21 protein-coding genes are annotated in these 22,232 nt (G+C 60.4%); 3 read left to right on the top strand and 18 right to left on the bottom strand.

Annotated elements, in window-relative coordinates; translation table 11 throughout:
- Positions 1-217: 217 nt before the first annotated feature.
- The 3 genes from ACOYJL_RS01140 to dinB all read left to right on the top strand — a co-directional run bounded on the left by ACOYJL_RS01140 (position 218) and on the right by dinB (position 4,022).
- The gene (locus ACOYJL_RS01140) at positions 218-895 is read left to right on the top strand and encodes a response regulator transcription factor (RefSeq protein ID WP_433568359.1); all 678 of its coding nucleotides are present in this window, start codon (positions 218-220) and stop codon (positions 893-895) included.
- Between the two features lie 44 nt (positions 896-939).
- Positions 940-2,169, top strand: a complete 1,230-nt coding sequence (locus ACOYJL_RS01135) for a sensor histidine kinase (RefSeq protein WP_433568358.1) — start codon at positions 940-942, stop codon at positions 2,167-2,169.
- A 587-nt stretch (positions 2,170-2,756) separates the two neighbouring features.
- Positions 2,757-4,022 (top strand): DNA polymerase IV, encoded by a 1,266-nt coding sequence (dinB, locus tag ACOYJL_RS01130; protein WP_433568357.1) that lies wholly within the window; start codon positions 2,757-2,759, stop codon positions 4,020-4,022.
- 110 nt (positions 4,023-4,132) lie between these two features.
- Here the strand turns inward: dinB and rsfS are convergent, their stop codons facing one another.
- The 18 genes from rsfS to ACOYJL_RS01040 all read right to left on the bottom strand — a co-directional run bounded on the left by rsfS (position 4,133) and on the right by ACOYJL_RS01040 (position 22,205).
- Positions 4,133-4,525, bottom strand: a complete 393-nt coding sequence (rsfS, locus tag ACOYJL_RS01125; protein ID WP_433568356.1) for a ribosome silencing factor — start codon at positions 4,523-4,525, stop codon at positions 4,133-4,135.
- A gap of 21 nt (positions 4,526-4,546) precedes the next feature.
- Entirely contained in the window at positions 4,547-5,179 is a 633-nt protein-coding gene (gene yqeK, locus ACOYJL_RS01120; protein WP_433568355.1) for a bis(5'-nucleosyl)-tetraphosphatase (symmetrical) YqeK, read from the bottom strand.
- Positions 5,179-5,913 (bottom strand): nicotinate-nucleotide adenylyltransferase, encoded by a 735-nt coding sequence (gene nadD, locus ACOYJL_RS01115; RefSeq protein WP_433568354.1) that lies wholly within the window; start codon positions 5,911-5,913, stop codon positions 5,179-5,181. The genes yqeK and nadD overlap by 1 nt, the downstream gene beginning before the upstream one ends.
- Before the next feature lie 8 nt (positions 5,914-5,921).
- Entirely contained in the window at positions 5,922-7,043 is a 1,122-nt protein-coding gene (gene proB / locus ACOYJL_RS01110) for a glutamate 5-kinase (RefSeq protein ID WP_433568353.1), read from the bottom strand.
- Positions 7,043-8,428 carry a GTPase ObgE gene (obgE, locus tag ACOYJL_RS01105; RefSeq protein ID WP_433568352.1) on the bottom strand — a complete coding sequence of 462 codons (1,386 nt, stop codon included), beginning with the start codon at positions 8,426-8,428 and terminating at the stop codon, positions 7,043-7,045. The genes proB and obgE overlap by 1 nt, the downstream gene beginning before the upstream one ends.
- A gap of 231 nt (positions 8,429-8,659) precedes the next feature.
- Positions 8,660-8,914: a 50S ribosomal protein L27 gene (gene rpmA / locus ACOYJL_RS01100; RefSeq protein WP_433568351.1), complete on the bottom strand. Its 255-nt coding sequence runs from the start codon at positions 8,912-8,914 to the stop codon at positions 8,660-8,662.
- 34 nt (positions 8,915-8,948) lie between these two features.
- Entirely contained in the window at positions 8,949-9,266 is a 318-nt protein-coding gene (rplU, locus tag ACOYJL_RS01095; RefSeq protein ID WP_433568350.1) for a 50S ribosomal protein L21, read from the bottom strand.
- Positions 9,267-9,453: 187 nt separating this feature from the next.
- A complete protein-coding gene (locus ACOYJL_RS01090; RefSeq protein WP_433568349.1) occupies positions 9,454-10,155 on the bottom strand; it encodes a TIGR03936 family radical SAM-associated protein in 702 nt (233 codons plus the stop codon).
- Positions 10,152-12,029, bottom strand: coding sequence for a TIGR03960 family B12-binding radical SAM protein (locus ACOYJL_RS01085; RefSeq protein ID WP_433568348.1), 1,878 nt, complete (start codon positions 12,027-12,029; stop codon positions 10,152-10,154). The genes ACOYJL_RS01090 and ACOYJL_RS01085 overlap by 4 nt, the downstream gene beginning before the upstream one ends.
- Before the next feature lies 1 nt (position 12,030).
- Positions 12,031-13,026, bottom strand: a complete 996-nt coding sequence (locus ACOYJL_RS01080) for a DUF697 domain-containing protein (RefSeq protein WP_433568347.1) — start codon at positions 13,024-13,026, stop codon at positions 12,031-12,033.
- A 24-nt stretch (positions 13,027-13,050) separates the two neighbouring features.
- Positions 13,051-14,256 carry an FtsW/RodA/SpoVE family cell cycle protein gene (locus ACOYJL_RS01075; protein ID WP_433568346.1) on the bottom strand — a complete coding sequence of 402 codons (1,206 nt, stop codon included), beginning with the start codon at positions 14,254-14,256 and terminating at the stop codon, positions 13,051-13,053.
- Between the two features lie 18 nt (positions 14,257-14,274).
- Entirely contained in the window at positions 14,275-16,308 is a 2,034-nt protein-coding gene (gene mrdA, locus ACOYJL_RS01070; RefSeq protein ID WP_433568345.1) for a penicillin-binding protein 2, read from the bottom strand.
- Positions 16,309-16,311: 3 nt separating this feature from the next.
- A complete protein-coding gene (gene mreD, locus ACOYJL_RS01065) occupies positions 16,312-16,890 on the bottom strand; it encodes a rod shape-determining protein MreD (RefSeq protein WP_433568344.1) in 579 nt (192 codons plus the stop codon).
- A 13-nt stretch (positions 16,891-16,903) separates the two neighbouring features.
- Positions 16,904-17,998: a rod shape-determining protein MreC gene (gene mreC / locus ACOYJL_RS01060; RefSeq protein ID WP_433568343.1), complete on the bottom strand. Its 1,095-nt coding sequence runs from the start codon at positions 17,996-17,998 to the stop codon at positions 16,904-16,906.
- 2 nt (positions 17,999-18,000) lie between these two features.
- Positions 18,001-19,044: a rod shape-determining protein gene (locus ACOYJL_RS01055; RefSeq protein WP_433568342.1), complete on the bottom strand. Its 1,044-nt coding sequence runs from the start codon at positions 19,042-19,044 to the stop codon at positions 18,001-18,003.
- 63 nt (positions 19,045-19,107) lie between these two features.
- Complete coding sequence (locus tag ACOYJL_RS01050) at positions 19,108-20,505, bottom strand: tetratricopeptide repeat protein (RefSeq protein WP_433568341.1); 1,398 nt, start codon at positions 20,503-20,505, stop codon at positions 19,108-19,110.
- 53 nt (positions 20,506-20,558) lie between these two features.
- Entirely contained in the window at positions 20,559-21,053 is a 495-nt protein-coding gene (locus ACOYJL_RS01045) for a peptidylprolyl isomerase (protein WP_433568340.1), read from the bottom strand.
- 126 nt (positions 21,054-21,179) lie between these two features.
- Positions 21,180-22,205, bottom strand: a complete 1,026-nt coding sequence (locus ACOYJL_RS01040; RefSeq protein WP_433568339.1) for a zinc ribbon domain-containing protein — start codon at positions 22,203-22,205, stop codon at positions 21,180-21,182.
- Positions 22,206-22,232: the final 27 nt, after the last annotated feature.

The following is a 22,232-nucleotide window of genomic DNA, read 5'->3' as shown; positions in this document are numbered from 1 at the left end:
ACAAAGCAGCCATAAATGATACAGCCAACAAGAGGGACTGTAGGTGCAGATTTTGTGAATGGTCTGTTCTTAAAAATGGCTGGAAGGGACCTCGGAGAAGAAGTTTCAGGTGTCAAATATGTATTTGCGACTTTAATTGCGAACTTTGGATTCTTTAGGTTAGCTTTAGCGCTTCACTCTATGATTCTTGTACCTAAAGTGATTAAGGGAGGCACGTATGAACATTCTTGTCGTTGAGGACGAGAAGAACCTGGCCGACGCGATCGTTGAAATCCTTAACAGCAATGGATACAACGCCGAGGCAACTTACGATGGAACGTCTGGCCTTGAGAAAGCGCAATCCGACGCTTACGACGCTATCGTGCTGGACGTGATGCTTCCCGGCATGGACGGGCGCGAGATCGTGCACGAGCTGAGAAGGGCAGGAAAGTCCACCCCGATTCTGATGCTGACCGCGCTCTCTTCGACCAAAGACAAGGTTGACGCGCTCGATGCAGGCGCCGACGACTATATGACCAAGCCTTTCGAGTCCGATGAGCTTCTCGCCCGCCTCCGCGCGCTGACCCGCCGCAAGGGCGAGGTTGTCATCGACGAGGTCAAGTTCGAGGACATTACGCTTGACCTCACGACCCATGACCTCAGCTGCAAAGACCGCAAGGTGCACCTCTCCGGCAAGGAGTTTGAGGTCATGAACATGCTCATGACGTCCAATACGCGCGTAGTCTCTAAGCAGGACCTGCTGACCAAGGTGTGGGGCGCAGATGCCGACGCTTCGGAAAACTCAGTCGAGGCCTACATCTCATTCCTTCGCAAGAAGCTTCAGCATGTAAACTCTAAGGTCCAGATCACAACTCTGAGAATGCTGGGATATCGCTTGGAGTACTTCGAGAATTAATGGCCGGTCCAGTACTACCGAACCGGTCTTGGGGGTCATAGCGCATGCTGAAAAAGCTGCGAAGGGAATTCGTCATCATAACGATGACTCTCGTTGGGCTTGTTCTGATACTTACTCTCGGGTCGTCGCTTATCATTAATTACACGACGCAGGCCGAGGTTGTCGAGGACGCCCTCCACAGGGGGCTTTCAAACAGCGTCGACGCTCCTCCTCAGTTTGACCGCGACGTTGAGAGCGTTAGCCCCAACCTGGTCACTTATGTCGTCGACGTGAACGCTGATGGCACGATCGTGTCGCGCAGCTCCTATTACATCGACGAGGACGTGTTTGCAGAGATTCTCGAAGAGGCCCTTGAGAGCGACAGCACTCTTGGCAAAAACAACGAGCTGCACTTTGAGTGGATGAAGGTCGCGACGGAGGACGGCTGGCGCATTGCCATCGCAGACACCAGCACAATCGACGCTAACCTCGCCAAGATGACGCTGATGGACGCAGGGGCGGTGCTTATCGCCCTGGGAGCGCTCTTTGTGATTGTGTGGCTCCTCTCCGCTTGGATACTGAAGCCAATAAAAGAGAACTGGGACTCGCAAAAGCGATTCATCTCTGACGCGTCGCACGAGCTTAAGACGCCCCTTGCGGTGATCATCGCAAATACAGACATACTTAATACGGACGATAGCCTCAACGAAGAGCAGCACAGGTGGGTTTCGAGCACGCTCGACGAGGCCCATCACATGCAAGGGCTTGTGGAGGACCTGCTGACGCTCGCTCGAACCGACGAGGCCATTGCCGACCGCAACTCCTCCGCCCTCAACAAGGTAGATATTGATTTTTCCGAGCTTGTTGACGGGAGCGTCCTTGAGTTTGACGCCATTGCCTTCGAGCGTGGCTGCCAAATCGAGAAGGACATCGATGAGGACGTCCACGTGCAGGGCGACTACGACCAGCTTTCGCGCGCGGTGAACACCTTGATTGACAACGCGACAAAGTATGCGCCCAAGGGCTCGGTCGTAAAGGTGGCGCTCAAGAAGCCTGAGCTGAGTCATTCCAGCGCAAAGCTTACGGTCAACAATGGCGGCGACCCAATTGCTGCAGAGGAGCTGGCGCACCTCTTCGACCGCTTCTACCGCTCCGACAAGGCCCGAGAGCGCCAGAAGTCGGGCGGGTTTGGCCTTGGGCTTGCCATCTGCAAGGGAATCATTGAGGCTCATGGCGGAACGATTACTGCGACAAGCACGGCTCAGGACGGCACCACGTTCACCGTCGTGCTGTAGAAGCGCCGCGAGCGCTGCCAACTTGCGCGACCTCTGATGCTGGGCGCAGCTCCCCCGGCTGCCAGGTTGCGCGACCTCTGATGCCGCCCCCTGCCAGGTTCCGCGACTTCTGATGCCCGTTTTGCCAACTTGCGCGACTTCTGATGCCGAACCTGCCAGGTTGCGCGACCTCTGATGCCGCAGAAGTCGCGCAACTTGGCAGCCGCCCCTTGTGTGAGGCTGGAAAAGAATTGATGTCGCGCTTCTCGCGGGGCACTTCTCGCGGGGCGCTTCTCGCGGGCGCGACTCTCGCACAACCTCTCCACCTGCGAATTCTCTGAGCGTCGTATCCAATCGTCCTCCTGCGTGAGGATTTTCGCCGCCATCGCAGCTCAAAGCGAGAAGGGCTTCGCAAAGCCTCAGGTATAGGAATGGCACTCCTTCAAAGCATTGACACCCTGTCTGTGGCATCTGAGGTGGGATCACGCGGCTTGGCGCTGGCAACTTGAGCGGCTGCTGGAGCCGCAACGGCAAAGGAGCCTCATGGCCAGCCGCGAGCCAATCAAGAGAGCCGGAAGCCTGATGGCATTGGCTCGTATAATCGAGTCATGGAAACAAGGTCTGACATCATCGCCTGGAACGGGCCCGCGGTGGGGCTGCTCGATCTTGATGCCTTCTTTGCGTCGGTTGAGCAGCTCGATCATCCCGAATGGCGAGGGAAGCCCGTTATCGTGGGTGGCTCCCCGGAAAAACGCGGGGTCGTCTCCACTGCCTCGTATGAGGCTCGCGTTTATGGGGTCCACTCGGCCATGGCATCCGCCACGGCCAAGCGCCTCTGCCCTGACGCAATCTGGGCTTCCCCCAACTTCAAGCGCTACCGCGAGATGAGCGACAAGGTGATGTCGATCATCAAAGACGAGACCCCGCGCGTAGAGCAAGTCTCGATCGACGAAGCGTTTTTTGACGTGACGCCAGGTCGCTTCTCGAGAGAGAGTCCCGTCGACATCTGCCAAAGAATCCAGCGCCGCGTGCTTGGGCTGGGCATAAGCTGCTCCATTGGCATCGGCGTAAACAAGACCGTCGCCAAGATTGCCTCTGAGCGCGAGAAGCCGCGAGGCCTTACCGTCGTGTTCCCCGGTACTGAAGCGGGCTTTTTGGCACCGCTTCCCGTAAGCGCCATGAGCGGCATAGGCCCTGCGGCAACGTCGAAGCTAGCCGAGATGGGAATCAAGACGCTCGGGCAGCTTGCGCATGCAGACGAGAAAGAGCTCGAGGTCCGCTTCGGCGTCATGGGCCCCCGCATGCGCGAGCGCGCCGCGGGTCGAGAGAAAAGCGTCGTGCAGCTTTCCGACGCAGAGGAGGAGGTCAAGTCCGTCTCGAACGAGAGGACGTTTGAGACGGACATCACAGGGCGAGACGAGCTTGAGGCCGCGATTCTCCATATCGCTGGAATGGTTGGCAGGCGGCTTCGCAAGAAGGGGCTCAAGGGTCGCACCGTCACCTTGAAGCTTCGCTACGATACGCTGAGGTCGCGCACCGCCCAGACGAGGCTTGATTCAAGAGTTGATGACGAGCATGTCTTTGGGCCCGTTGCCGTAGGCCTTTTGGACGAGCTTTGGAAGCCTGGGATACGCGTAAGGCTCGTGGGAGTTGGCATCTCGAGCTTCGACGACGACCCCGCGGGAGAGCAGCTGAGGCTCTTCCCGGACGGCCAAGCGAGCGAGAATGAACGCTCGCGAAATCACGCGAATCTGTCCCGCGTTACCGACGCGCTCAAGGAACGCTTTGGGGACGATGCCGTGGAATATGGTCGTGACCTGCGCTTTCGGTCCAAGACGACAGGCACTGCGCCAAAAGACCTCCCAAAGGACTGAAGCCGGTCGCGCAAATAACTAGAAGGGCCGCTTGCGACCCCGAGCTCGGATTGCAGCGAATCTCCCAGGCGGGCACGCCCCGAACGCGTGGCGAACCTTTGGGCCTGGCGCTACTCGGCAGAGGCCTCCTCGGACGCCGGCGCCGCACCCTCGAGGTTGAGCTCAACGCGAGGCGCGTCTCCCCAAAGTCGCTCAAGACGATAGTAGTCACGCGTCTCGGGCATGAAGACGTGCACGACGACGCTTCCGTAGTCGAGGAGAATCCAGTGCTTGCCCTCGCGGCCTTCGGTCGAAATGGGCGAAACGTTGCAGTTGATGCGGACCTTCTCGCGAATCTCATCGACAATGGCGTCGATCTGTGTGGTGTTAGTCGCCGAGCAGATCAAGAAGTAATCGCAAACGTCGGTCTGCTGGGTTAGATCGAGCAGAACGATGTCTTCCGCCTTCTTTGAGTCGGCTGCCACGGCAGCTACCTTTGCGATCTCGAGAGAGGTCAAAGCCATAGAATCTCCTGTCCTCGTGCGCTATTCGCCCTGATGAGAGCGCCTTTGCGCAATCTTGTTGTATGTATCAATGGTACCCGGCCAGAGGTAGCGCGAACCATCAAGCACGTAAACTATGCCACCTACGAAGGATTCCCAAAAAAGGTCGTCGAGAGAGACCTCCCCTACTTTCTTGCGCACCGAATGGATGCCCGGAGTGTCAGGGCGCATGGGCTCGATGCCGTCGGCAACAAAGAGCACCTCGTCAAGCGGCGACATCTCAGGCGCGGCGGTCGTGTGGACCGAGATTGCATGCCAGACCTCCGGAGGAAGATCGGGATAGCGCGAGGGAAGCTCGCGAGCAGCAACGATGCCGTGCAGAAGCGGCTGCACCAGGCGCAGATCGACCCCAAGGTCTATCCCAAGCTCGCGGGCGCGCTCGATAACCTGCTCTTTGGAGAGCGCCTTGTCCCAGTCATGCAAGAGCCCAGCCACGTGCGCAAGATAGGGGTCCACGCCATAGGCTAGGGCGAGCTTCTCGGCGCACTGGGCTACCGACAGCGAATGACCGAGCCTGTGGGGCTTGGCCGCAAGATGTTCTTTCACGTCAGCTTCGATTCCTGCGATTGTGCAAAGCTGCTCGTCTGTGTAGTTGGGCTTGTTCTTTCCAGCCATCAGTCGGCTGCCTCCGTAGTCTGTCCGTAACGGCTCCGCGTGACGCCGTAGAGCCCGTGCTTGTGCAAATACCCCGTCACAGAGTCGGGCGTCAGGTAGCGCAGGCTCTGGCCGGCCTTGATGCGCTCGCGCAGGTAGCTCGAGGAGATGGCGAGCGCGGGAACGGAGAGGTACGTGACGTCGAAGTCAATCCCAGACTCATCGATGACCTCCCATGCGTGGTCAAGGTCATACCCAGGGCGCGTTGCCCCGACCAAATGCGCCAGATGAGCGATGTCGGCGGAGTCGCGCCACTTGACGATCTCGCTGATGGCGTCGGCGCCGGTGATGAAGTAGAACTCGACGTTGTCGGGATAGAGCTCGCGCAGAAGCCGCAGCGTCTCGGCAGTGTAGGTGACGCCCTCCCGCTCCACCTCAAAGCGAGAGGCGACGAAGTGGGGGTTGTCGGCCGTTGCCAGAAGCGTCATCGCGTAGCGGTCCTCGCCCGAGGTCACGTTACGGTCGAGCTTGAAGGCGGGACGCCCCGCGGGCATGAAGACGACGATGTCCAGATGCAGGTCATCGAAGGCCTGCTCGGCGGCGACCAAATGGCCGTTGTGGATGGGGTCGAAGGTGCCGCCCATGATGCCCAGGCGATAGGTGCGAGAAGGGTCGGTTCCCAAGACGGGAAGGTCCTTCTCGTGCAAGAGGTCAATGTCTATAGCAGAAGGCGCAACCTTTCCTGTGCTAACCATGCTCTCCCCTAGAAAACAAGAAGCTCGTCGCGATGAATTGCCGGCTGCGCGCGGTCGGGTCCCAAGAACCGCTCGATGACGTCGAGCTTCAGCCCGCGCACGCGAGCCATGTCCTCTGAAGAGTAGCGCACCGCCCCCCTGCCGATAAGGGCACCATCGGGGTCGAGCACGTTGACAACGTCACCAACCTGGTATTCTCCCTCTGTCTTGGTAACGCCAACGGGAAGGATCGAGGCGCCGCGGTCAATGACGGCGCGCGTCGCGCCTTCGTCGAGGTAAAGCGAACCGTGCACAATCTCAGAAAGCCCAATCCAGAGCTTGCGGCCCACATCGTGCGTGCCAGAGCCAGAGGGCACAAAGCGCGTACCGACCCTCTTGCCATGCGCAACGTCGACAAGCACGTTTGGCCGCCTCCCCAGGCAGATGACGGTCGGGATGCCCGCCGCGAGCATCGCGCGACCGGCGCGGACCTTTGAGGACATGCCGCCAGTGCCAAACGAGGTGCCCGAGCCACCGGCCATGCCAGAGACGCGGGCGTCGACCTCATGCACGGTCTCGACGAGGCTTGCTGTCGGGTCTTCTTGCGGATTGGCCGTATAAAGGCCAGCGACGTCCGACAAAATCACATACAGGTCGGCAGAGACCATCCCCGCAACGATAGCTCCGAGCATGTCGTTGTCGCCGAACGTGAACTCGGCAACCGAGACGGTGTCGTTCTCGTTTACAACTGGCACCGCGCCAAGCTCGAACATGCGCGTGAGCGTATTTCTCGCGTGCAGGTACGAGTCTCGCTCGATGACGTCGCGGCGAGAGAGAAGAACCTGGCCGCACGGAATGTCGTGGCGCTCCAGGGCCTGAGAGTAGAACTGCGTGAGAAGGGCCTGGCCTGCGGCGGCGCAAGCCTGAAGGTCATCAATCTCGCGCGGACGCTCGTGGAAGCCCAAGATTTCGCGACCGGCGGCCACGGCGCCCGAAGACACCATCACGACGCGAGTGTCCTCCCCCACGAGCGTCGCGATTTGGTCGCAGAGCGAGCGGACGAACGCGCGGTCGATGGCGCCCGTCTTGTCCACGAGCGTAGAGGAGCCAATCTTTGCGACGACAGTGCGAGCGCCCTTGGTAGATGCCATCAATCCTCGTCTCCCCCGTCTAGGGTCTCATCCTCGTCGAGGCCTGCGAACTCATCGTTGACGGGACCGCCCTCATAGGTGAACGCAAATCCCAGGATGCGCACCTCGTCTCCGCGCTGGCAGCCTGCTTCCTCAAGACGCTCGTCAAGGCCCGCGCGATCAAAGCGATGCTGCAGGTAGGCGATTGCCTCGTCGTTCTCGAAGTCCGTCTGGATGACCATGCGCTCGATCGAGCCGCCGGTGACGCGCCAGACATGCGCCTCCTCGCGAGAGATGGTGAATGCGCGGTCGCGCTTTTGGCGGCTGCGCTCCCACGTCTTGTTGTAGAGGTCAGCCGGCCCTTCGGGAACCTCAACCTGGCTTCTGAGCTCCGCCACCTGAGCCGCGGTGACGTTCACGAGGTCGTCGAGGCCCTTGCCCGTGACGGCCGAGACCGCCATGAAGCGGCGCCCATCCTTCTCGGCAGCCTCCTTCAGGCGCGCGATGGCGTCATCGGTGTCGGGCATGTCGCACTTGTTGGCAACGACAATCTGCGGCCTCTCGGCGAGCTCGGCCGCATATGCCGAGAGCTCGGCATTGATCGTGTGGTAGTCGTCGACGGGGTCGCGGCCCTCGAAGCCGCCGGTGACGTCAACGACGTGCAGGATGAGCGCAGTGCGCTCGATGTGGCGCAAAAACTCGTGCCCCAGCCCTTTGCCCTCGCTCGCTCCCTCGATAAGACCGGGCACGTCAGCGCAGACAAACGAGCGCCCGTCAGACGCGCGGGCGACGCCGAGGTTGGGAACGAGCGTCGTGAAGGGGTAGTCGGCGATCTTCGGGCGTGCCGCAGAGATGCGGGCGATGATGGAGCTCTTGCCGACGGAAGGCATGCCGACAAGCGCGGCGTCGGCCATGAGCTTCATCTCGAGCTCGATCCAATGCTCGCGCGCTGGCTCGCCCTTCTCGGCAAACGCCGGTGCGCGGCGGACGGACGTGACGAAATGAATGTTGCCGCGACCGCCAACGCCGCCAGGCGCAACGATGACGCGCTCGCCGGGGCGCGTGAGGTCGGCAATCTGATAGAGCGGCTTTTGCGTCTCGGGGTCAAGCTCGCGAACGACGGTGCCAAGGGGAACGCGCAGGATAAGGTCCTGGCCGTCCTTGCCATGCATGCGCTTGCCCTGGCCGTGCGTTCCGCGCTCGGCCTTGAAGTGATGCTTGTAGCGATAGTCGATGAGCGACGAGAGCTGAGGGTCTGCCTCAACGATGACGTCCCCGCCATGGCCGCCGTCGCCGCCGTCGGGACCCCCTTTGGGTACGAACGCCTCGCGACGGAACGACATGCACCCGGCGCCGCCGTCGCCGCCCTTGACGTTGATATGAGATAGGTCGGTGAATGTGACCACAGTGTCCTCCTTGCGACACTCAGATGGTACTAGAACAACATGGCTGTTCCGAGCGGTTTTCAAGCCACAACAGCAAAGGTTAACGGTTTTGTCGGGCGAGCATTGCTCGACAAGGCAAGGCGAGCCCGGCGCCGGCGCGCCTTGCCTCCCAGAGCCGCCTGCCTCAGGGCAATCGAGCCGATAAAAAGGGCCCCGCCGAAGCGGGGCCCCGCAAATGGATGAGATGAATCGCTACTCAGCAGCCGGAATGACGTTGACGACGTGCTTTGCGCCCTTCTTGAACTCAACGGTTCCGTCGGTAAGCGCGAACAGGGTGTCATCCTTGCCGCGACCAACGTTCTTGCCGGGGGTGATGTGAGTGCCGCGCTGGCGAACGATGATCTGACCGGTCTTGATTGCCTGACCGCCATAGATCTTCACGCCAAGGCGCTGAGCCTGCGAATCGCGGCCGTTGCGGGACGAGCCGAGACCTTTCTTGTGAGCCATGGTGCTACCTGCCTATCTATGCTGGTGTGACTACTTACTCGCCCTCGCCGGGGAGCTCGGTGACGCGGAGCTTGGTGAGGTTCTGGCGATGACCCTTGGTGCGGTGATAGCGCTTACGCTTCTTGAGCTTGAAGATGGTGACCTTCTCGCCCTTGAACTGCTCGAGAACCTCGCAGGTAACCGTCTTACCCTCGAGAGCGGCAGGCTCAACGACCGTCTTGGTGCCGTCATTCAGAAGAAGGACGGCAAGCTGGACCTTGTCGCCAGGCTGCGCGTCGAGCTTCTCGACGTCAATGACGTCGCCCTTGGCAACCTTATACTGCTTGCCACCAGTTGCTACGATTGCGTACATGTGTGTAACCCTTCATTGCTGGCTTGAGTGCAACAGTTCTTTATGGTACTAGCCGAGCCGGAAACCGTCAACGGATTTTGACCCTGACCAGCGGCGACCGCAAGGGAAACGAATCGATGCCACTGACCGATGGCTTTCCGACACAACCTATGAAATTTTAGTCTCCAGAAACCTTATCGTGCACGTTTCATAGAGGCTCCACAAGACGACCATCTTCTGTCTCGTGCCACTGCCCCACCCTGCGAACGCGAACGGAGTCGATCCCAGAGAGCTCGTCAGGGTGTGCCGTCGCGATGGCGCTGATCAATACGAGTGGCCGAAGCGACCCTTCGGGGCTCGAGCGCGTCTCCATTGTGGCCAGGATCGACTCGCTGTCAGGAGAGGCCTTTGCATCAAGCGATACGAGCGTGCTTGTAAGGTCGACGCGCTTTTCCTTGTCTCCACGCAGATAGACGAGCTGCCCTTGCTTCTTGAGCTCCATGGCTCCCTCGAGGAGAGCCTCGGCGTTATTGGATCCGAGCACCTCGAGCTTCCAGCGCGATCGCGTAAGCCAAGCTTCGAGCGCGGGAAGGCTCCCGTCTACGTATCCGCAGCGACGCGGTGCCAGGGCGGGGGGCGTTGAGGCCGCGAGCGCCGAGAGCGCGTCCTGCTCTCCCATGCGCTCAGTCAGCACGAGGTCAAAGTACTCGCTCGAGGAGGACGCGCCTACTGGAAGCGCCTGAGAGAACTGGATGCGAACGCGGCGAGCAAACCCGTTGCCAACCGAGAAGGGCAGCTGGGCGCGGCGAATGCAGCGGAGCATCGTGTTGATCACCTCGAGGTGGCCAAGGTAGGCAAGCCGCTCGTCCTTGGCATACTCAAAGCGAAGGCGATAGAGTCCCTGCATCATGAGCGATCGCCCCAGACCTTGTTCGCAACTCCCAATGTTGGGCAGACGCCGCAGCCAACGCATGAGGTGCGGGTGCAATCGGGCGTTGTGACCCCTTGTGCCGCACGCCTCCACTCTCGAAGCAGGTAGCCCTTTGAGACGCCGGGAGAGGTGTGCTCCCAAGGAAGTCGCGCGTCGGTCGGGAATTGCTCGGAGGCTATCTCCTCAAGGTTGTAGCCAAGCTCAGAGGCGGCCTCTTCCCAGCGCTCAAATGAGAACTCGCTGGTCCAAGCATCGAAGCGGCAGCCATGGCGCCATGCCGCATAGATGAGGTCAAAGCCGGCGCGGCCTATCTTGGAGAGCGCGGCCTCGACGAGCGAGGTTGTCGAGTCGTGGTAGGAGATCTTGATGTCCCGCTCCGTGTTCGAGGTGACGAGCAGGTCGACGCGGCGCTCGACCTCCGAGCGGTCGAGCTGGCCCGCCCACTGAAACGGCGTATAGGCCTTGGGGACAAAGACGGCAACGGATACGGAGACGGAGACCTTGCTCTTGCGGCCCCTTCCGACGACCTCTCGGCCGATGTCCAGAACCCGCTTGGCCGTGGCCGGAATGGCGACGATGTCCTCGTCGGTCTCGGTGGGAAGCCCCATCATGAAGTACAGCTTGCAGCGACGCCAGCCATTCTCGAAGGCGTTCCTCGCCGCGCGCTCGATGTCATCCTCCGTCACGTTCTTGTTGATGACATCGCGAAGGCGCTGCGTGCCGGCCTCGGGCGCAAAGGTAAGCCCTCCACGCTTTGAGCCGGAGACCGCCGTCGCCATGTCGACGCCAAAGGAGTCAAGGCGCTGAGACGGGATGGACACGCGGATGCCGCGACCATCCAGGCGTTGGTCAAGCTCGGAGAGAATCTGGGCGCACTGGGAGTGGTCGGTCGTCGAGAGAGAAGACAGCGAGATTTCGTCATAGCCGGTCTCACGAAGGCCCTTAATGCCAGACTCGACAATCTGATTGGCAGGCCGCTCGCGCACGGGTCGATACGTCATGCCCGCCTGGCAGAAGCGGCACCCTCGGGCGCAGCCGCGCAGCACCTCTATCGCAAGCCGGTCCTGAACGACGCCTAGGTAAGGCACCACGCGCTGAGCGCAGGCAGGAGTGGCAGAGAGGTCGGGAATGCAGCGCTTGAGAACCGTTGGCGGCGCCCCTGAGCCCTCCTTGGGCACGACGTAGCCCCAGCGCGTTGACGTGTCGTCGACAACAAGCTGATAGAGCGAGGGCACATAGACGCCTTGGATGTGCGAGAGCTCGATTGCAATCTGGGAACGAGACAAGCCCCGCTCTCGGCAGCTGCGCACGCACTGGGCAATCTCGACGACGGCCTGCTCGCCGTCCCCCAGAAGGATCGCGTCGAACATGGGCGCCATCGGCTCGCAGTTCCAAACCGAAGGACCTCCCGCGATGACAATGGGGTCGTCTTCGTCGCGGTCCTCGGCACGCAGCGCAATGCCAGCCAGATCGAGCGTCTCGACGATGTTTGTCGCGATGAGCTCGTGCGCGAGCGTAAATCCCACCAAGTCAAAAGACGCCACAGGAGAGCTTGACTCAAGCGACAGGAGAGGAATGTGGCGCTCTCGCATGAGAGCTGACATGTCCGTCCAAGGAAGATACGCGCGCTCGCACGAGATGCCGTCGGCTGCGTTCAAGGCGCCATAGAGGATGGAGAGGCCCAGGTTAGGCTGGCCAATCTCATAAACGTCCGCATAGATGAGGCAGGCATGGAACGGCCCATCCTGCTGCTCGACGGAGCCCCACTCGTGGTCGAGGTAGCGGCTCGGATGCTCAACGTGCGAAAGGAGCGGCTCAATCTTGTAGTAAAGGTCTTCTCGCTTCGCCTTCATGCTATGCGCCTTGGCTCACAGTGCCGTCAGCGGAGAAGATGACGTACTGAGCGCGCTCGCGCGCCTCGCGCTCTTCGTGAGCCTTCTTTGCCGCATCCTGGGCGCGCCGGGGAAGAGCGGCGAGGGCGCCAGAGGCCTCTTTGGACGACTTGCCAAGGGATGCAAAGTCCGGCAGTTCGACGGTGCCGTCCTCAATGCCAAAGCGCAGCTTGAGGCCATTGCCGACCGCAACGGTGCCCACGTAGCCAAGAACGCCCCTAAGCACCCATTTGCCAGCGGGAACGAGCTCCACGACGTTTCTGGAGAGGCTGCGCCAAGCAAAGCCGGCAGCCACGATGGCCGCGATCTCGACTGCACGCGATGCGTCGAGGCCCCTGCCATAGGCGGCCGCGATGTCTAGGGCGAGCTTCGACTGGTTTGCCGTCATTACCGGCATGTCGGAGCCGGGGATGAGGTTCACGGCTCCAACGGCGGCGTTCTCAGCTGCGCAGCGAACGACGAGCTGCTTGACCTCTGCGTCACGGCAGAACGGGAAGTTGGCGGCCATGGCAATGCCCTTGGGGGTCGCAGAGACAAGCCAGTCGGCAAGCAGGGGCCCGAGCTTCGAGGGGTCGGCGCACGCAATCACGCTCACGAGACCCTCTGCCTCCTCGGGAAGCTCAACCTCCGGCGCCTCGACGGCCGTCTCGGCAACAAGGGCAACGGGTACGTTTGCGCGAGCAAACCCAAGCGCAGAGGTCGCCGCATCGGCCTCCGCGTTGCCGCAGACAATAATTGCGGCATCTGCAGAGGTTGGCGCTCCAGACCCCGCAAGCGCAACGTCCACCTCTGCGCCACGGTCGTCGGCGACAAGCAAGTCTTTCACGGCGAGCACGAGCGGACGAGGCGCGGCGGAGCCGACGCGCACGCAGAGGCGTATGCCCTCGGCGCGATTCTCCTGGGCGTCCTTGCCAGCACCAAGCACCTCAAGAATCTTGTTCAAAGATATCTGAGCCATCAAACCCTCCAAAAGCAGCAGAGACTAGGCAGACTTCTGCCTGTGGCGCCAGACCGACTGAACGGCCCCCACGGCAGTAATCTGGGCGATCATCGAAGACGAGCCGTAGCTAATGAACGGAAGAGGGATGCCGGTGATTGGCATGATGCCAATGCACATGCCAACCTCCTCGAGGACCTGGAACGTCCACATAGCCGCGCAGCCAACGCACACCAGCTTGCCAAACATCAGCTCGCAGTGCATGCCAAGGCTTATCGTCGAGAATATCATCCATGCGAACAGCCCGAGAAGCACGAGGCTCCCGACAAAGCCAAATTCCTCCGCAAGCAGAGCAAAGACGAAGTCTGTGTGGGCCTCGGGCAAAAAGCCGCTGCCTGCCTGAGACGCGTTGCCAATCCCCTTGCCAAACAGCCCGCCGGAGCCGACGGCAATCTTTGCCTGCTGCAGGTTATAGCCGTCGCCAGACGGGTCGACGGAGGGGTCGATGAAGACGATGAGGCGGTTGAGCTGGTAGGTCTTGAGAATGTGGGGTATGCCGTCGATCATCGACTCGATGATGATGGCCGCTGCCCCCGCCACAATGATGGCTATCGTTATCAAGACCCAGCTCTTCTTCGCTCCGCCGCAGATGATGATTGCAGCCCCAAAGACAAGGATGATGAGGCCAGTGCCCAGGTCAGGCTGGAGCAGGATCAAGGCAAACGGAACGCAAAGGATGAAGCAGAGCTTTATGTAGTCGCGCAGCGTGTCGATCTTGCCGTTGTACTGCGCCGTAAGAGCAGCCATCAGATAGATCGTCACGATCTTGGCAAGCTCGGACGGCTGAAACGTTATTCCGATGAGAGGAATCCTGACCCAACCAGTAATGCCGTTGGCGTAGTAGCCAAGGCCGGGGATCCTTGGCGAAATCATCAGGATGCAGTCAATGACAAAGAGCGCCCTGGTCATTGACTGGAGGTTCCTGTAGTCGTAGTGCCAGACCACGACCGAGCAGACGATACCCAGAGCAATGCCCAAGAGGTGGCGAGGGAAGCTTGCCTCAGAGATGGTAAGCGAGGCCGACCAGATAACGATGACTCCATAGACGATCAAGAGCATCGCTGGGATGAGCTGGGAGAAGTAGATGTTGCCAAAGGCGCGCTTCGCCTTGACGGTTCTGGCGTTCGACCCCGCACTTCTCAGGTGCGAGCTTGCAGAGTCAAGCAGCCCATCTGTTGCGCTACCAGCCATGGCAACTCCCTTCTTTGCTTAGCGGTCCACGTTTGTCGAGTTGAGCTCTTGGTCGTCGGGCTCGTTATAGATGGCGCCGATGATGTCGCGGACAACGTACATGGCGCTCGTTGCTCCGGAGAGGACATGGTCCACGTTGGCGCCGACAACATACTTGGGATCCTCGGCGGGAACGAACGCAATGAACCAGCCAATGGGCTCGCCGGAGCTCGTCTGCTCCGCCGTACCCGTCTTGCCGCGCACCTGCTCGTTGAGGTTTGTCCAGTGGATGGTCTGCGAGTCAGACTCCTGATAGATGACGCCAGAAAGGCCCTCGTCAACGACGTCGAAGTTCGCAGAGTCTTCCTCGGGGGTCAAGATCACCTTTGGCTCGTAGTCAATGACCGAGCCATCCCCCTCGGCGCTTTTCACGCTCTTGAGGACATGGGGCTGATAGATGGTCCCACGGTTGGCGATGCCGCAGTAGGCGTCGACCATCTGCAGGCACGTGACGAGAAGGTCGCCCTGGCCGATGGCAAGGTTGCAGTTGTCGCCGCCCTGCCACGTCCTGGCGTCATCATCCGCATCTGACCAGTAGTTCCACTTCCACTCGGCATCAGGGACGCGGCCTGCGGCCTCGCTTGGCAAGTCGATGCCGGCCGTCTGGCCGAGGCCAAACTTCTTGAACGTCTCCTGCATGCCCTCTTGCTTGTCAGCGTCGGCGTAGTAGAAGCCTTTGCCAATCTCGTAGAAGACGACGTCGCAGGAGTAAGTGATGCCCGTCACGAGGTTGACCGACCCATGGCCGCTCTCCCACCAGCACTTCATGCCATAGGCCTCGCCGAAGCCCGTCCACCAGCCGGTGCAGTACCAGCTTGAGCTCGCGGTGGCGATGCCATAGCTTAGGGCGGCAAGGGTCGTGAGGGCCTTGATGGTGGATCCGGACGGGTACTGGCCGGCAATGGCGCGGTTCATCAAGGGGTAGTTTGAGCTCTCGGACTGAAGGTTCTCCCAGTCGCCTGTCGAGATTCCGCCGACAAAGATGTTGGGAGAGTAGGTGGGATAGCTCGCCATGGCTATGACCTCGCCATTGGTGCAGTCGATGGCAACGGCGCTGGCGCCATCCGCACGATAGCCGAGGCTCTTCTGGTACTCGACGACCTTCTGGATGGACTCTTCCGCAGCTTGCTGGACGTCGATGTCGAGCGTCAGCAGGATGTCGGAGCCGCTCTTCGGCTCAATCGTCGACGAGTAGTCGAGTACGTTTCCGTCAGCGTCAACGTAAACGATCTGCTCGCCGTCAATTCCCTGCAGCACGCTCTCGTATTCGAGCTCGACGCCAGACTGTCCGACGATGTCGCCCGAATTGTACTGGACCGCACCCTCGTCATCGCTCTGTGAGTTCAGCTGGTCCGCCGTCACGGTTCCCGTATAGCCGACGACGTGCGCCGCGACGGAGCCATACGGATAGGAGCGCTGCGTCAGTTCCTCAACCTCGACGCCATCGAAAACCGTGGGGTGCTCGGCGATGTAGGCAACAACGCGGCGCGAGACGTCAACGGACACAGAGCGGAGGCTCTGCGCTCCCGTCGAAGTGTCCTCGATCTTGCGCTTGACGGCAAGGGCCGGCATGCCGATGAGATTGGCTAGAAGCTGAACCTCGATATCATCGTCGGCAACGTCGCCCTCTGCCACCACGGTCAGGCTCGGGCGATTGGTGACGATTTCCTTGCCGTTCCTGTCGAGGATGCGGCCACGCGAAGCGGCGATGGAGACGCTGCGCGTGCGGTTAGACTCCGCCTGCTCAACATATTCGTCAGACGAGAGGACCTGCATGGAAAAGAGCTTGGCGATAAGGACGCCAAAAACGCCGCCAGAGACTATAAGCTGTCCCTTCAGGCGAGAGTGAGTGTTCGTCTCGCTCGACGTGTCGGAGCCGCCAGATGCCTTGGGACCTCCCCCACCGATATCAAAGGTGAAGTTGGCCTCGGAGCGCCCAAAGACGAGAAAAACGACAACGAGTGCAATGGCGATGACCACGCACACGATGATGATGACAAGAGTAAGGTTCATGGTCTACGAGAGGCCCTTCGTATTGAACCGAGAACCACGGCCTCTGCGCGCATGGCGGCCGCGGCCGCCAGCCGAAAGGCTTGGCCCGCTCGCGCTCTGGCGTGAGTAGTACCAGGCAAACGGCAGGAAGAAAAGAATCGTGAGCGCAGCCGTGGGCAGCGAGCGCAAGAAGAGCACGTCAAGCAAAGAGGAGGCGTCGCCCACCACGAGCATAAAGAGGTGATAGACAACAGAGACTATCAAGGTGTAGACAGAGACCTCCAGAACCGAGGCGCCAGCGTCACCGACAATGCGGTTTCTTCCCTCTGAGCCCATGAAGTAGCCAACGACGGAAAGTATGCCAGCCATAAGCCCGACGGGTCCCGTCGTTGAAAGGTCAAAGAAGAGCCCCGCAAAGAAGCCAGAAAGCACGGCCGGCTTGCCGCCAACGAGAAGCGCAATGCAGCAGGTGAAGATCAGCGCAAAGTTGGCCCGACCGTTGCCAAGGGCGATGTTCGGAGCAAGCGCAAGCTGCAGCACGCCACAAATAATGGCAAGCGCGATGATGTCATGGCGGCTTTTGTTCTTATCGGCAATCTGCATGCTCCTCCCCTCCCTACTCGCTGGTTGACTGGTCGCTCGAGGTTGTTGAGTCGGTGCTCGAAGAGCTGCTCGACGTTGTGTCGGTAGAGCTTGTGGAGTCAGTCGAATCCGTGGTGCTCGAGCTGTCGGTGGTAGAGCTGTCGGTGCTCGAAGAGTCGGTGCTGCTCGTGTCCGTTGAGGTGGTGGACGTCCCCGTCTCCTGAGCATCCGCCTCGGCGACGTCTTCTGATGTCGATATCTGGTCTTCGGTAAGAGACGTGATCACAAGGACTTCCTCGTAATTCTCGACGCTGGCATAGGTGTCTACAACGATGGTGTAGTACATCGACCCAGGGTTCTTCTCGACGCTCGTGACCTTGCCCAGGGGCAGGCCCTTGGGGTATACGCCGCCAAGACCGCTCGTGACGACAGTGTCGCCCACCTCGACGGTCTGGTCGGTCCTTATGAGGTCAAGCGTGACCTCGCCAGAGGCAGAGCCGTTAAGCATCCCCTGCGCACGGCTTGACTGAACCATTGCGGAAACACTGGAGGACTCGTCGGTTATCAGCCTGACCGTCGACGTCGTGGCGCTGCACTCGATGATCTGCCCAATGACGCCCGAGGAAGATGTGACTGGCATGCCAACGCTCAGGCCAGAGCTCGTCCCCTTGTCGATGGTGACCGTGGAGCTCCACGAGTCGGTAGAGCCCGAGATGATGCGCGCTGCAGTCGACTGGAGGTTGTAGGTGTCCTGAAGGCCAAGAAGCTCCTGAAGGCGGGTTGCAGTCTGCTCCGCCTCCTCAAGCTCGGCATTTCTCGTTCGAAGCTCGTCGTTCTCCTGCTGAAGCTCAGAGAGCGTCGCTTGGTCTGCCGTCAGGTTGGCAAATATGTTCGAAAGGCCTTGGAACGGCATGGTCACGACGGTGCCAATGTAGCGAACGGGCGTCGTCACCGTCTGAAAAGCGCCGCGAACCCCCGCCATAATGCCCGTGTCTCCACCGCGCACGCTCACGGTGAACAGCACGACCGAGACAACAAGGCACACGATAAGGGACCCGCCGCCGCTAGATTGGTTGTTGCCGCTTCCAAGGCCAGTCAGCTGGCCCCGGCTTCCGCTGCCGAGAGCCACGCTTATTGACCCGTACTCTGGACGAAGCCGCCAGACAGCGCATTGGCCTCAAGAACTCTTGCACATCCGGTTACGACGTTTTCAAGCGCTGTTGGGCTGACGTTGACGGGGACGCCTGTCTCCTCGCGAAGGCGCTGGTCAAGACCGCGGAGTAGCCCGCCGCCGCCTGTGAGGAGAATTCCGTAGTACATCAGGTCCGAAGCGAGGTCAGGCGGGGTGACGTCAAGAGCATCCTTGACTGCCTTGGTAACCTCATCAAGCGGATGATCGAGCGCCCGGCGAATCTCCTCGCTCTCGATGCGGACGGTCTTGGGAAGGCCGCTCATAACGTCACGGCCGTTGACCTCAACGTCGAGCTCCTCTGCCAGGGGCGCAGCGGAGCCAACCTTGATTTTGATGTCCTCGGCAGTCCTCTCGCCAATGGAAAGGTTGTAGGCATTTCTCACATGCTCGAGAATCGTCTGGTCAAACTCGTCGCCAGCAGTGCGGATCGACTGTGAAACGACGATGCCGCCCATGGATATGACAGCGACCTCGGTGGTGCCGCCGCCAATATCGACGACCATAGAGCCCGTCGGGTCCTCGATAGGAAGGTCAGCGCCAATGGCGGCCGCCATAGGCTCCTCGATCAGGTAAGCCTGGCGGGCGCCCGCCTGGATGGTGGCCTCGAAGACGGCGCGCTTCTCGACGGACGTGACGCCAGATGGCACGCACACGACGACGCGTGGACGGGGCGACCAAGGGTAGCGGCGCTCGCGTGCTTTGTCGATAAAGTAGCGAAGCATGACCTCGGTGACGTCGAAGTCAGCAATGACGCCGTCCTTCAAGGGCCGCTCCGCAATGATCGAGCCAGGAGTGCGGCCAATCATGCGCTTTGCATCGGCGCCAACGGCAAGCACGCGACTCTCGCTCTTGTCGATAGCGACAACAGAGGGCTCGTTGATGACGATGCCCTCTCCGCGGACAGCCACGAGCGTATTGGCCGTGCCAAGGTCAATGGCAAGGTCTCCGCCATATTCGCCAAATAGTGAGTCGAAGATCGACATGGCTTCCTTATCCCTCATGCTTCTGCAAAACAATCGACAGAAGCGCTGTCTTGTTGCTAGATTCTAACCCTCAGTGGAGCTTGATGACGAGCTGTCAGTAGTTGTGCTGCCAGAGGTCGAGCCCGTCGTGGTAGTGGAAGTAGATCCCGTAGTTGTTGAGCTGGTGGTGGAGCTATTCGTGGTAGTGCTGGAAGAGCTGCCGCTCGTCGACACTGCGGAGACCTTCCAAGAGATGCCGTCACGGACCATGGTGATCGTGAAGTCCTGGGTGCCGCCGCTGGACAGCGTTGCCGTTACATAGACCGTAGAGCTCGACATGCTCTGGTCAACGCTATTGACGGTGACGCTGGCAGAAGACGGAATGGCGCTCTCGATAGCAGAGGCATCGGCAGCAGAGTCAGAGATGTAGGCAGACATGTCGCCGCCCGACGTCTTGGCGCTGAAGAGCTCCTCGACGACCGTCTGCTGGGTAGGCCAGCCATAGCCACGATAGTAAGCGTATGCGCCGGCTCCGCCAATGATAACGAGGATGATGAGGATCGTCAGGAAGATCTTGAGACCGCGATGCTTGTGCTTGCGGCGAACCTTGCGCTCCTTCTTCTCCTGCTCGACGAGGTCCTCCTCAGAAACCGAGAAGAACCCGGTGTCGTCAGCAGAGGGCATGAGCTCCCCCGAGGCCCCCGTTGGGTCGAGCGGGTCGTAGCTGCCGCCGTAGCCGGCAGCCGCGAGCAGGGCGTCGGTGTCAGACGGCCGCTTGCTTGCGATCTGCGCCATGGCCTTGCGAGCGGCGTCATAAGAGGCCTGCGCCTCAGGAGAAAGCCGGAACGTGCCATCCGCCGTCGCGTGGTTGAATGCGTCGACGGCCTCGGACATGCGGTTTGCGGCGACGTAGGCAAGACCAAGGTCGCAGTAGACCTGGTTCTGGTTCTGAAGCGGCGTGGAGAAGTCAAGCGCGGTGCGGTATGCCTCCACAGCGTCCACCGGACGGCCGAGCCTGATGAAGCAGCTCCCAAGGTTGCAGAGCGCCTTCGAGGGGTTGGGGTTAGACTCGTCGATTGCGGCGTTCCTGTAGGCGATGCCAGCGTTGCGCACGTCGCCGAGGCGCTCGTAGGCAGACCCCATGACCATATAGGCCTTATAGGGAGTGGGATACGTACGGTCGGCAACCGCAGAGTTCAGAGGCGCAATGGCCTCGCTTGGCTTGCCAGACGCCAAAAGCGCACGGCCAAGGTTGCACGAAAGCGCGCCGACCTTGCCGTAGGACTGGTCGAGAAGCGCCGACTGATAGGAGGCCGCGGCAGAGGCGTACTGACCAAGCTTCATGTAGGCGTTGCCCAGCATGTGGTCAACCTTGCCGGAGACTTCGCTCGGCAGCTTTGCGTCAGAGAGCTTGCTCACGGCGCCCAGCCAATCTCCTTGCTGGTATGCAGCTTTGCCCGCCTCAAATGCTTGTTGGTTCACAATGACCCCCTCGTTATCAAGTAAAGCAAAAAAGACCTCACACCAACAAGACCCTACGCGGTGTGCTCAATCGTAATCGAATTGATTATGTCGCCCTTGCGAAGAGCGGCAATGGTGTCCATCCCCTCGATGGTAGTTCCAAAGACCGTATAGCCAGAATCGAGAGCATGCTGCGGACCGAGGCAGAAGTAGAACTGAGAGCCCGCTGAATTTGGGTTGCTGGCTCGCGCCATGGCGAGGGCTCCGTCAACATGGCTATTGCGAGGATTGGTGGTGAACTCCTCGTGGATGCAGTACCCAGGGCCACCAGTGCCATCGCCCGCAGGGTCGCCTCCCTGGATCACAAAGCCAGGGACGTAGCGGTGAAACGTGAGCCCGTCGTAAAAGCCCTTCTCGGCAAGCTCGCAGAAGTTAGCAACATGGATAGGGGCGCCCTCTCCGTCAAGCTTGACGCGAATGGTGCCCTTGCTGGTGTCAAAGACAGCGACCTCATCGCCGACAACCTTGTACTTGGGGGTGTAGAGCGAGAAAGACCCAAAAAGACCCATGTCCCCTCCTAAAAAAGTCCAAACGTTATAATGCGGGCTTTCAGTCCCGCAGACTGTGCATCCAAGTAATTCTAGCAGCAGTAGGGCGCAAACACATATTCGTCAGACGCAAAGACGCTTCAGCGTTCATTGGCTTTTCTGCGTCGGCTTCCAATTCTCGTAGTTCTCATCGAAGAGCGTCTTGTAGCTGTCCGTGCCATCGGAGTAGCCAATGCGCTGGAGCGACGTGGGGACGGAGCTCGATGAGCTCGTGGAGTCTCCCCGCTCGACCGCCTCGTCCCATGCGGCGCAGATGGCATCGGAGCGGTTCCGCAGCCAGTTGCCCAGTGTCTGAAGATTGGCAATGTCATCCGTGTAGACGCCATCGCCATCTGAGAGCTCGTTGATCTGCGAAATCAGATTGGAAAGGTCCGTCGCCGTCTGATATGCCGTTGCCTGTCCGTCCTCGCGCTCCTGCAAGGTGCCCGTGTACCCGACTGACTCAAACTGGGAGAAGCTCTCGTCGATCTGGGTTGCGTATTCGCCCAGCGACTCATAGGCGGACGAGATGGCCTCGTAAGCGCTGTCCGTGGTCTCGTCGGCCTGGACCTCTGCCTCAGTCGTGGCCGCGCTTGAATCCTGGCCCGTGAGGGAGTCAAGCTTTCCCGGATAGCCCGACATGGACGTGTCGGCGTCTTCCGTCGCATGAGTCTGGTAGAGGTTCGGGTTCCAGGGATGGGTAATGAGAAGGGCCAGGCAGAGCGCCACGGCAAGCGCGACTCCCCCAGCGAACAAGAGCATGCGGGTTCTCGGCATGCGGTCATGCCTCACCGTTGCGGCGTCTTGGCCGCTCTCTGACGGGATGGCGCTCTCAATTCGCGGGATGACCTGCGTATCTGAGGTATCTTCTTGGTCGTCGTCGCCGTCCTCCACCATGGGGAGGTCCTTCATGTGGCGCATTCTTTTGGATATGGGCGGATCGGGCTGCTTCACCTTAAGCGGAGAGCCGCATTTTGGACAGACCTCCGCGCCAGGCTCAACGAGCGCCCCGCACGTGGGGCACCATTGCGCGCTGGCAACGGGGATCTTCTGTGTAAGCCCGAACTCATAGTGGCAGACGGGGCAGCACAGCGCTCCTTCAGGAACGCTAGCGCCGCAGTTGGGACATTTCATGTGCGAATCCATCGCCTCGCATGTAGA

Origin of the sequence: Tractidigestivibacter sp. (assembly GCF_050946515.1) — a bacterium.
Classification (GTDB): Bacteria; Actinomycetota; Coriobacteriia; order Coriobacteriales; family Atopobiaceae; genus Tractidigestivibacter.
This window is presented reverse-complemented; position numbering and strand designations above follow the sequence as displayed.

What these genes read in the sequence shown, in the direction of transcription:
- rpmA (WP_433568351.1), bottom strand. Translation starts at nt 8,914, where the DNA reads ATGGCTCACAAGAAAGGTCTCGGCTCGTCCCGCAACGGCCGCGATTCG.
- yqeK (WP_433568355.1), bottom strand. Translation starts at nt 5,179, where the DNA reads ATGGCTGGAAAGAACAAGCCCAACTACACAGACGAGCAGCTTTGCACA.
- mrdA (WP_433568345.1), bottom strand. Translation starts at nt 16,308, where the DNA reads ATGAACCTTACTCTTGTCATCATCATCGTGTGCGTGGTCATCGCCATT.
- ACOYJL_RS01055 (WP_433568342.1), bottom strand. Translation starts at nt 19,044, where the DNA reads ATGTCGATCTTCGACTCACTATTTGGCGAATATGGCGGAGACCTTGCC.
- proB (WP_433568353.1), bottom strand. Translation starts at nt 7,043, where the DNA reads ATGGCATCTACCAAGGGCGCTCGCACTGTCGTCGCAAAGATTGGCTCC.
- ACOYJL_RS01085 (WP_433568348.1), bottom strand. Translation starts at nt 12,029, where the DNA reads ATGAAGGCGAAGCGAGAAGACCTTTACTACAAGATTGAGCCGCTCCTT.
- ACOYJL_RS01075 (WP_433568346.1), bottom strand. Translation starts at nt 14,256, where the DNA reads ATGGCTGGTAGCGCAACAGATGGGCTGCTTGACTCTGCAAGCTCGCAC.
- ACOYJL_RS01080 (WP_433568347.1), bottom strand. Translation starts at nt 13,026, where the DNA reads ATGGCTCAGATATCTTTGAACAAGATTCTTGAGGTGCTTGGTGCTGGC.
- rplU (WP_433568350.1), bottom strand. Translation starts at nt 9,266, where the DNA reads ATGTACGCAATCGTAGCAACTGGTGGCAAGCAGTATAAGGTTGCCAAG.
- ACOYJL_RS01045 (WP_433568340.1), bottom strand. Translation starts at nt 21,053, where the DNA reads ATGGGTCTTTTTGGGTCTTTCTCGCTCTACACCCCCAAGTACAAGGTT.
- ACOYJL_RS01140 (WP_433568359.1), top strand. Translation starts at nt 218, where the DNA reads ATGAACATTCTTGTCGTTGAGGACGAGAAGAACCTGGCCGACGCGATC.
- mreD (WP_433568344.1), bottom strand. Translation starts at nt 16,890, where the DNA reads ATGCAGATTGCCGATAAGAACAAAAGCCGCCATGACATCATCGCGCTT.
- dinB (WP_433568357.1), top strand. Translation starts at nt 2,757, where the DNA reads ATGGAAACAAGGTCTGACATCATCGCCTGGAACGGGCCCGCGGTGGGG.
- ACOYJL_RS01040 (WP_433568339.1), bottom strand. Translation starts at nt 22,205, where the DNA reads ATGAAATGTCCCAACTGCGGCGCTAGCGTTCCTGAAGGAGCGCTGTGC.
- nadD (WP_433568354.1), bottom strand. Translation starts at nt 5,913, where the DNA reads ATGGTTAGCACAGGAAAGGTTGCGCCTTCTGCTATAGACATTGACCTC.
- rsfS (WP_433568356.1), bottom strand. Translation starts at nt 4,525, where the DNA reads ATGGCTTTGACCTCTCTCGAGATCGCAAAGGTAGCTGCCGTGGCAGCC.
- ACOYJL_RS01090 (WP_433568349.1), bottom strand. Translation starts at nt 10,155, where the DNA reads ATGATGCAGGGACTCTATCGCCTTCGCTTTGAGTATGCCAAGGACGAG.
- ACOYJL_RS01135 (WP_433568358.1), top strand. Translation starts at nt 940, where the DNA reads ATGCTGAAAAAGCTGCGAAGGGAATTCGTCATCATAACGATGACTCTC.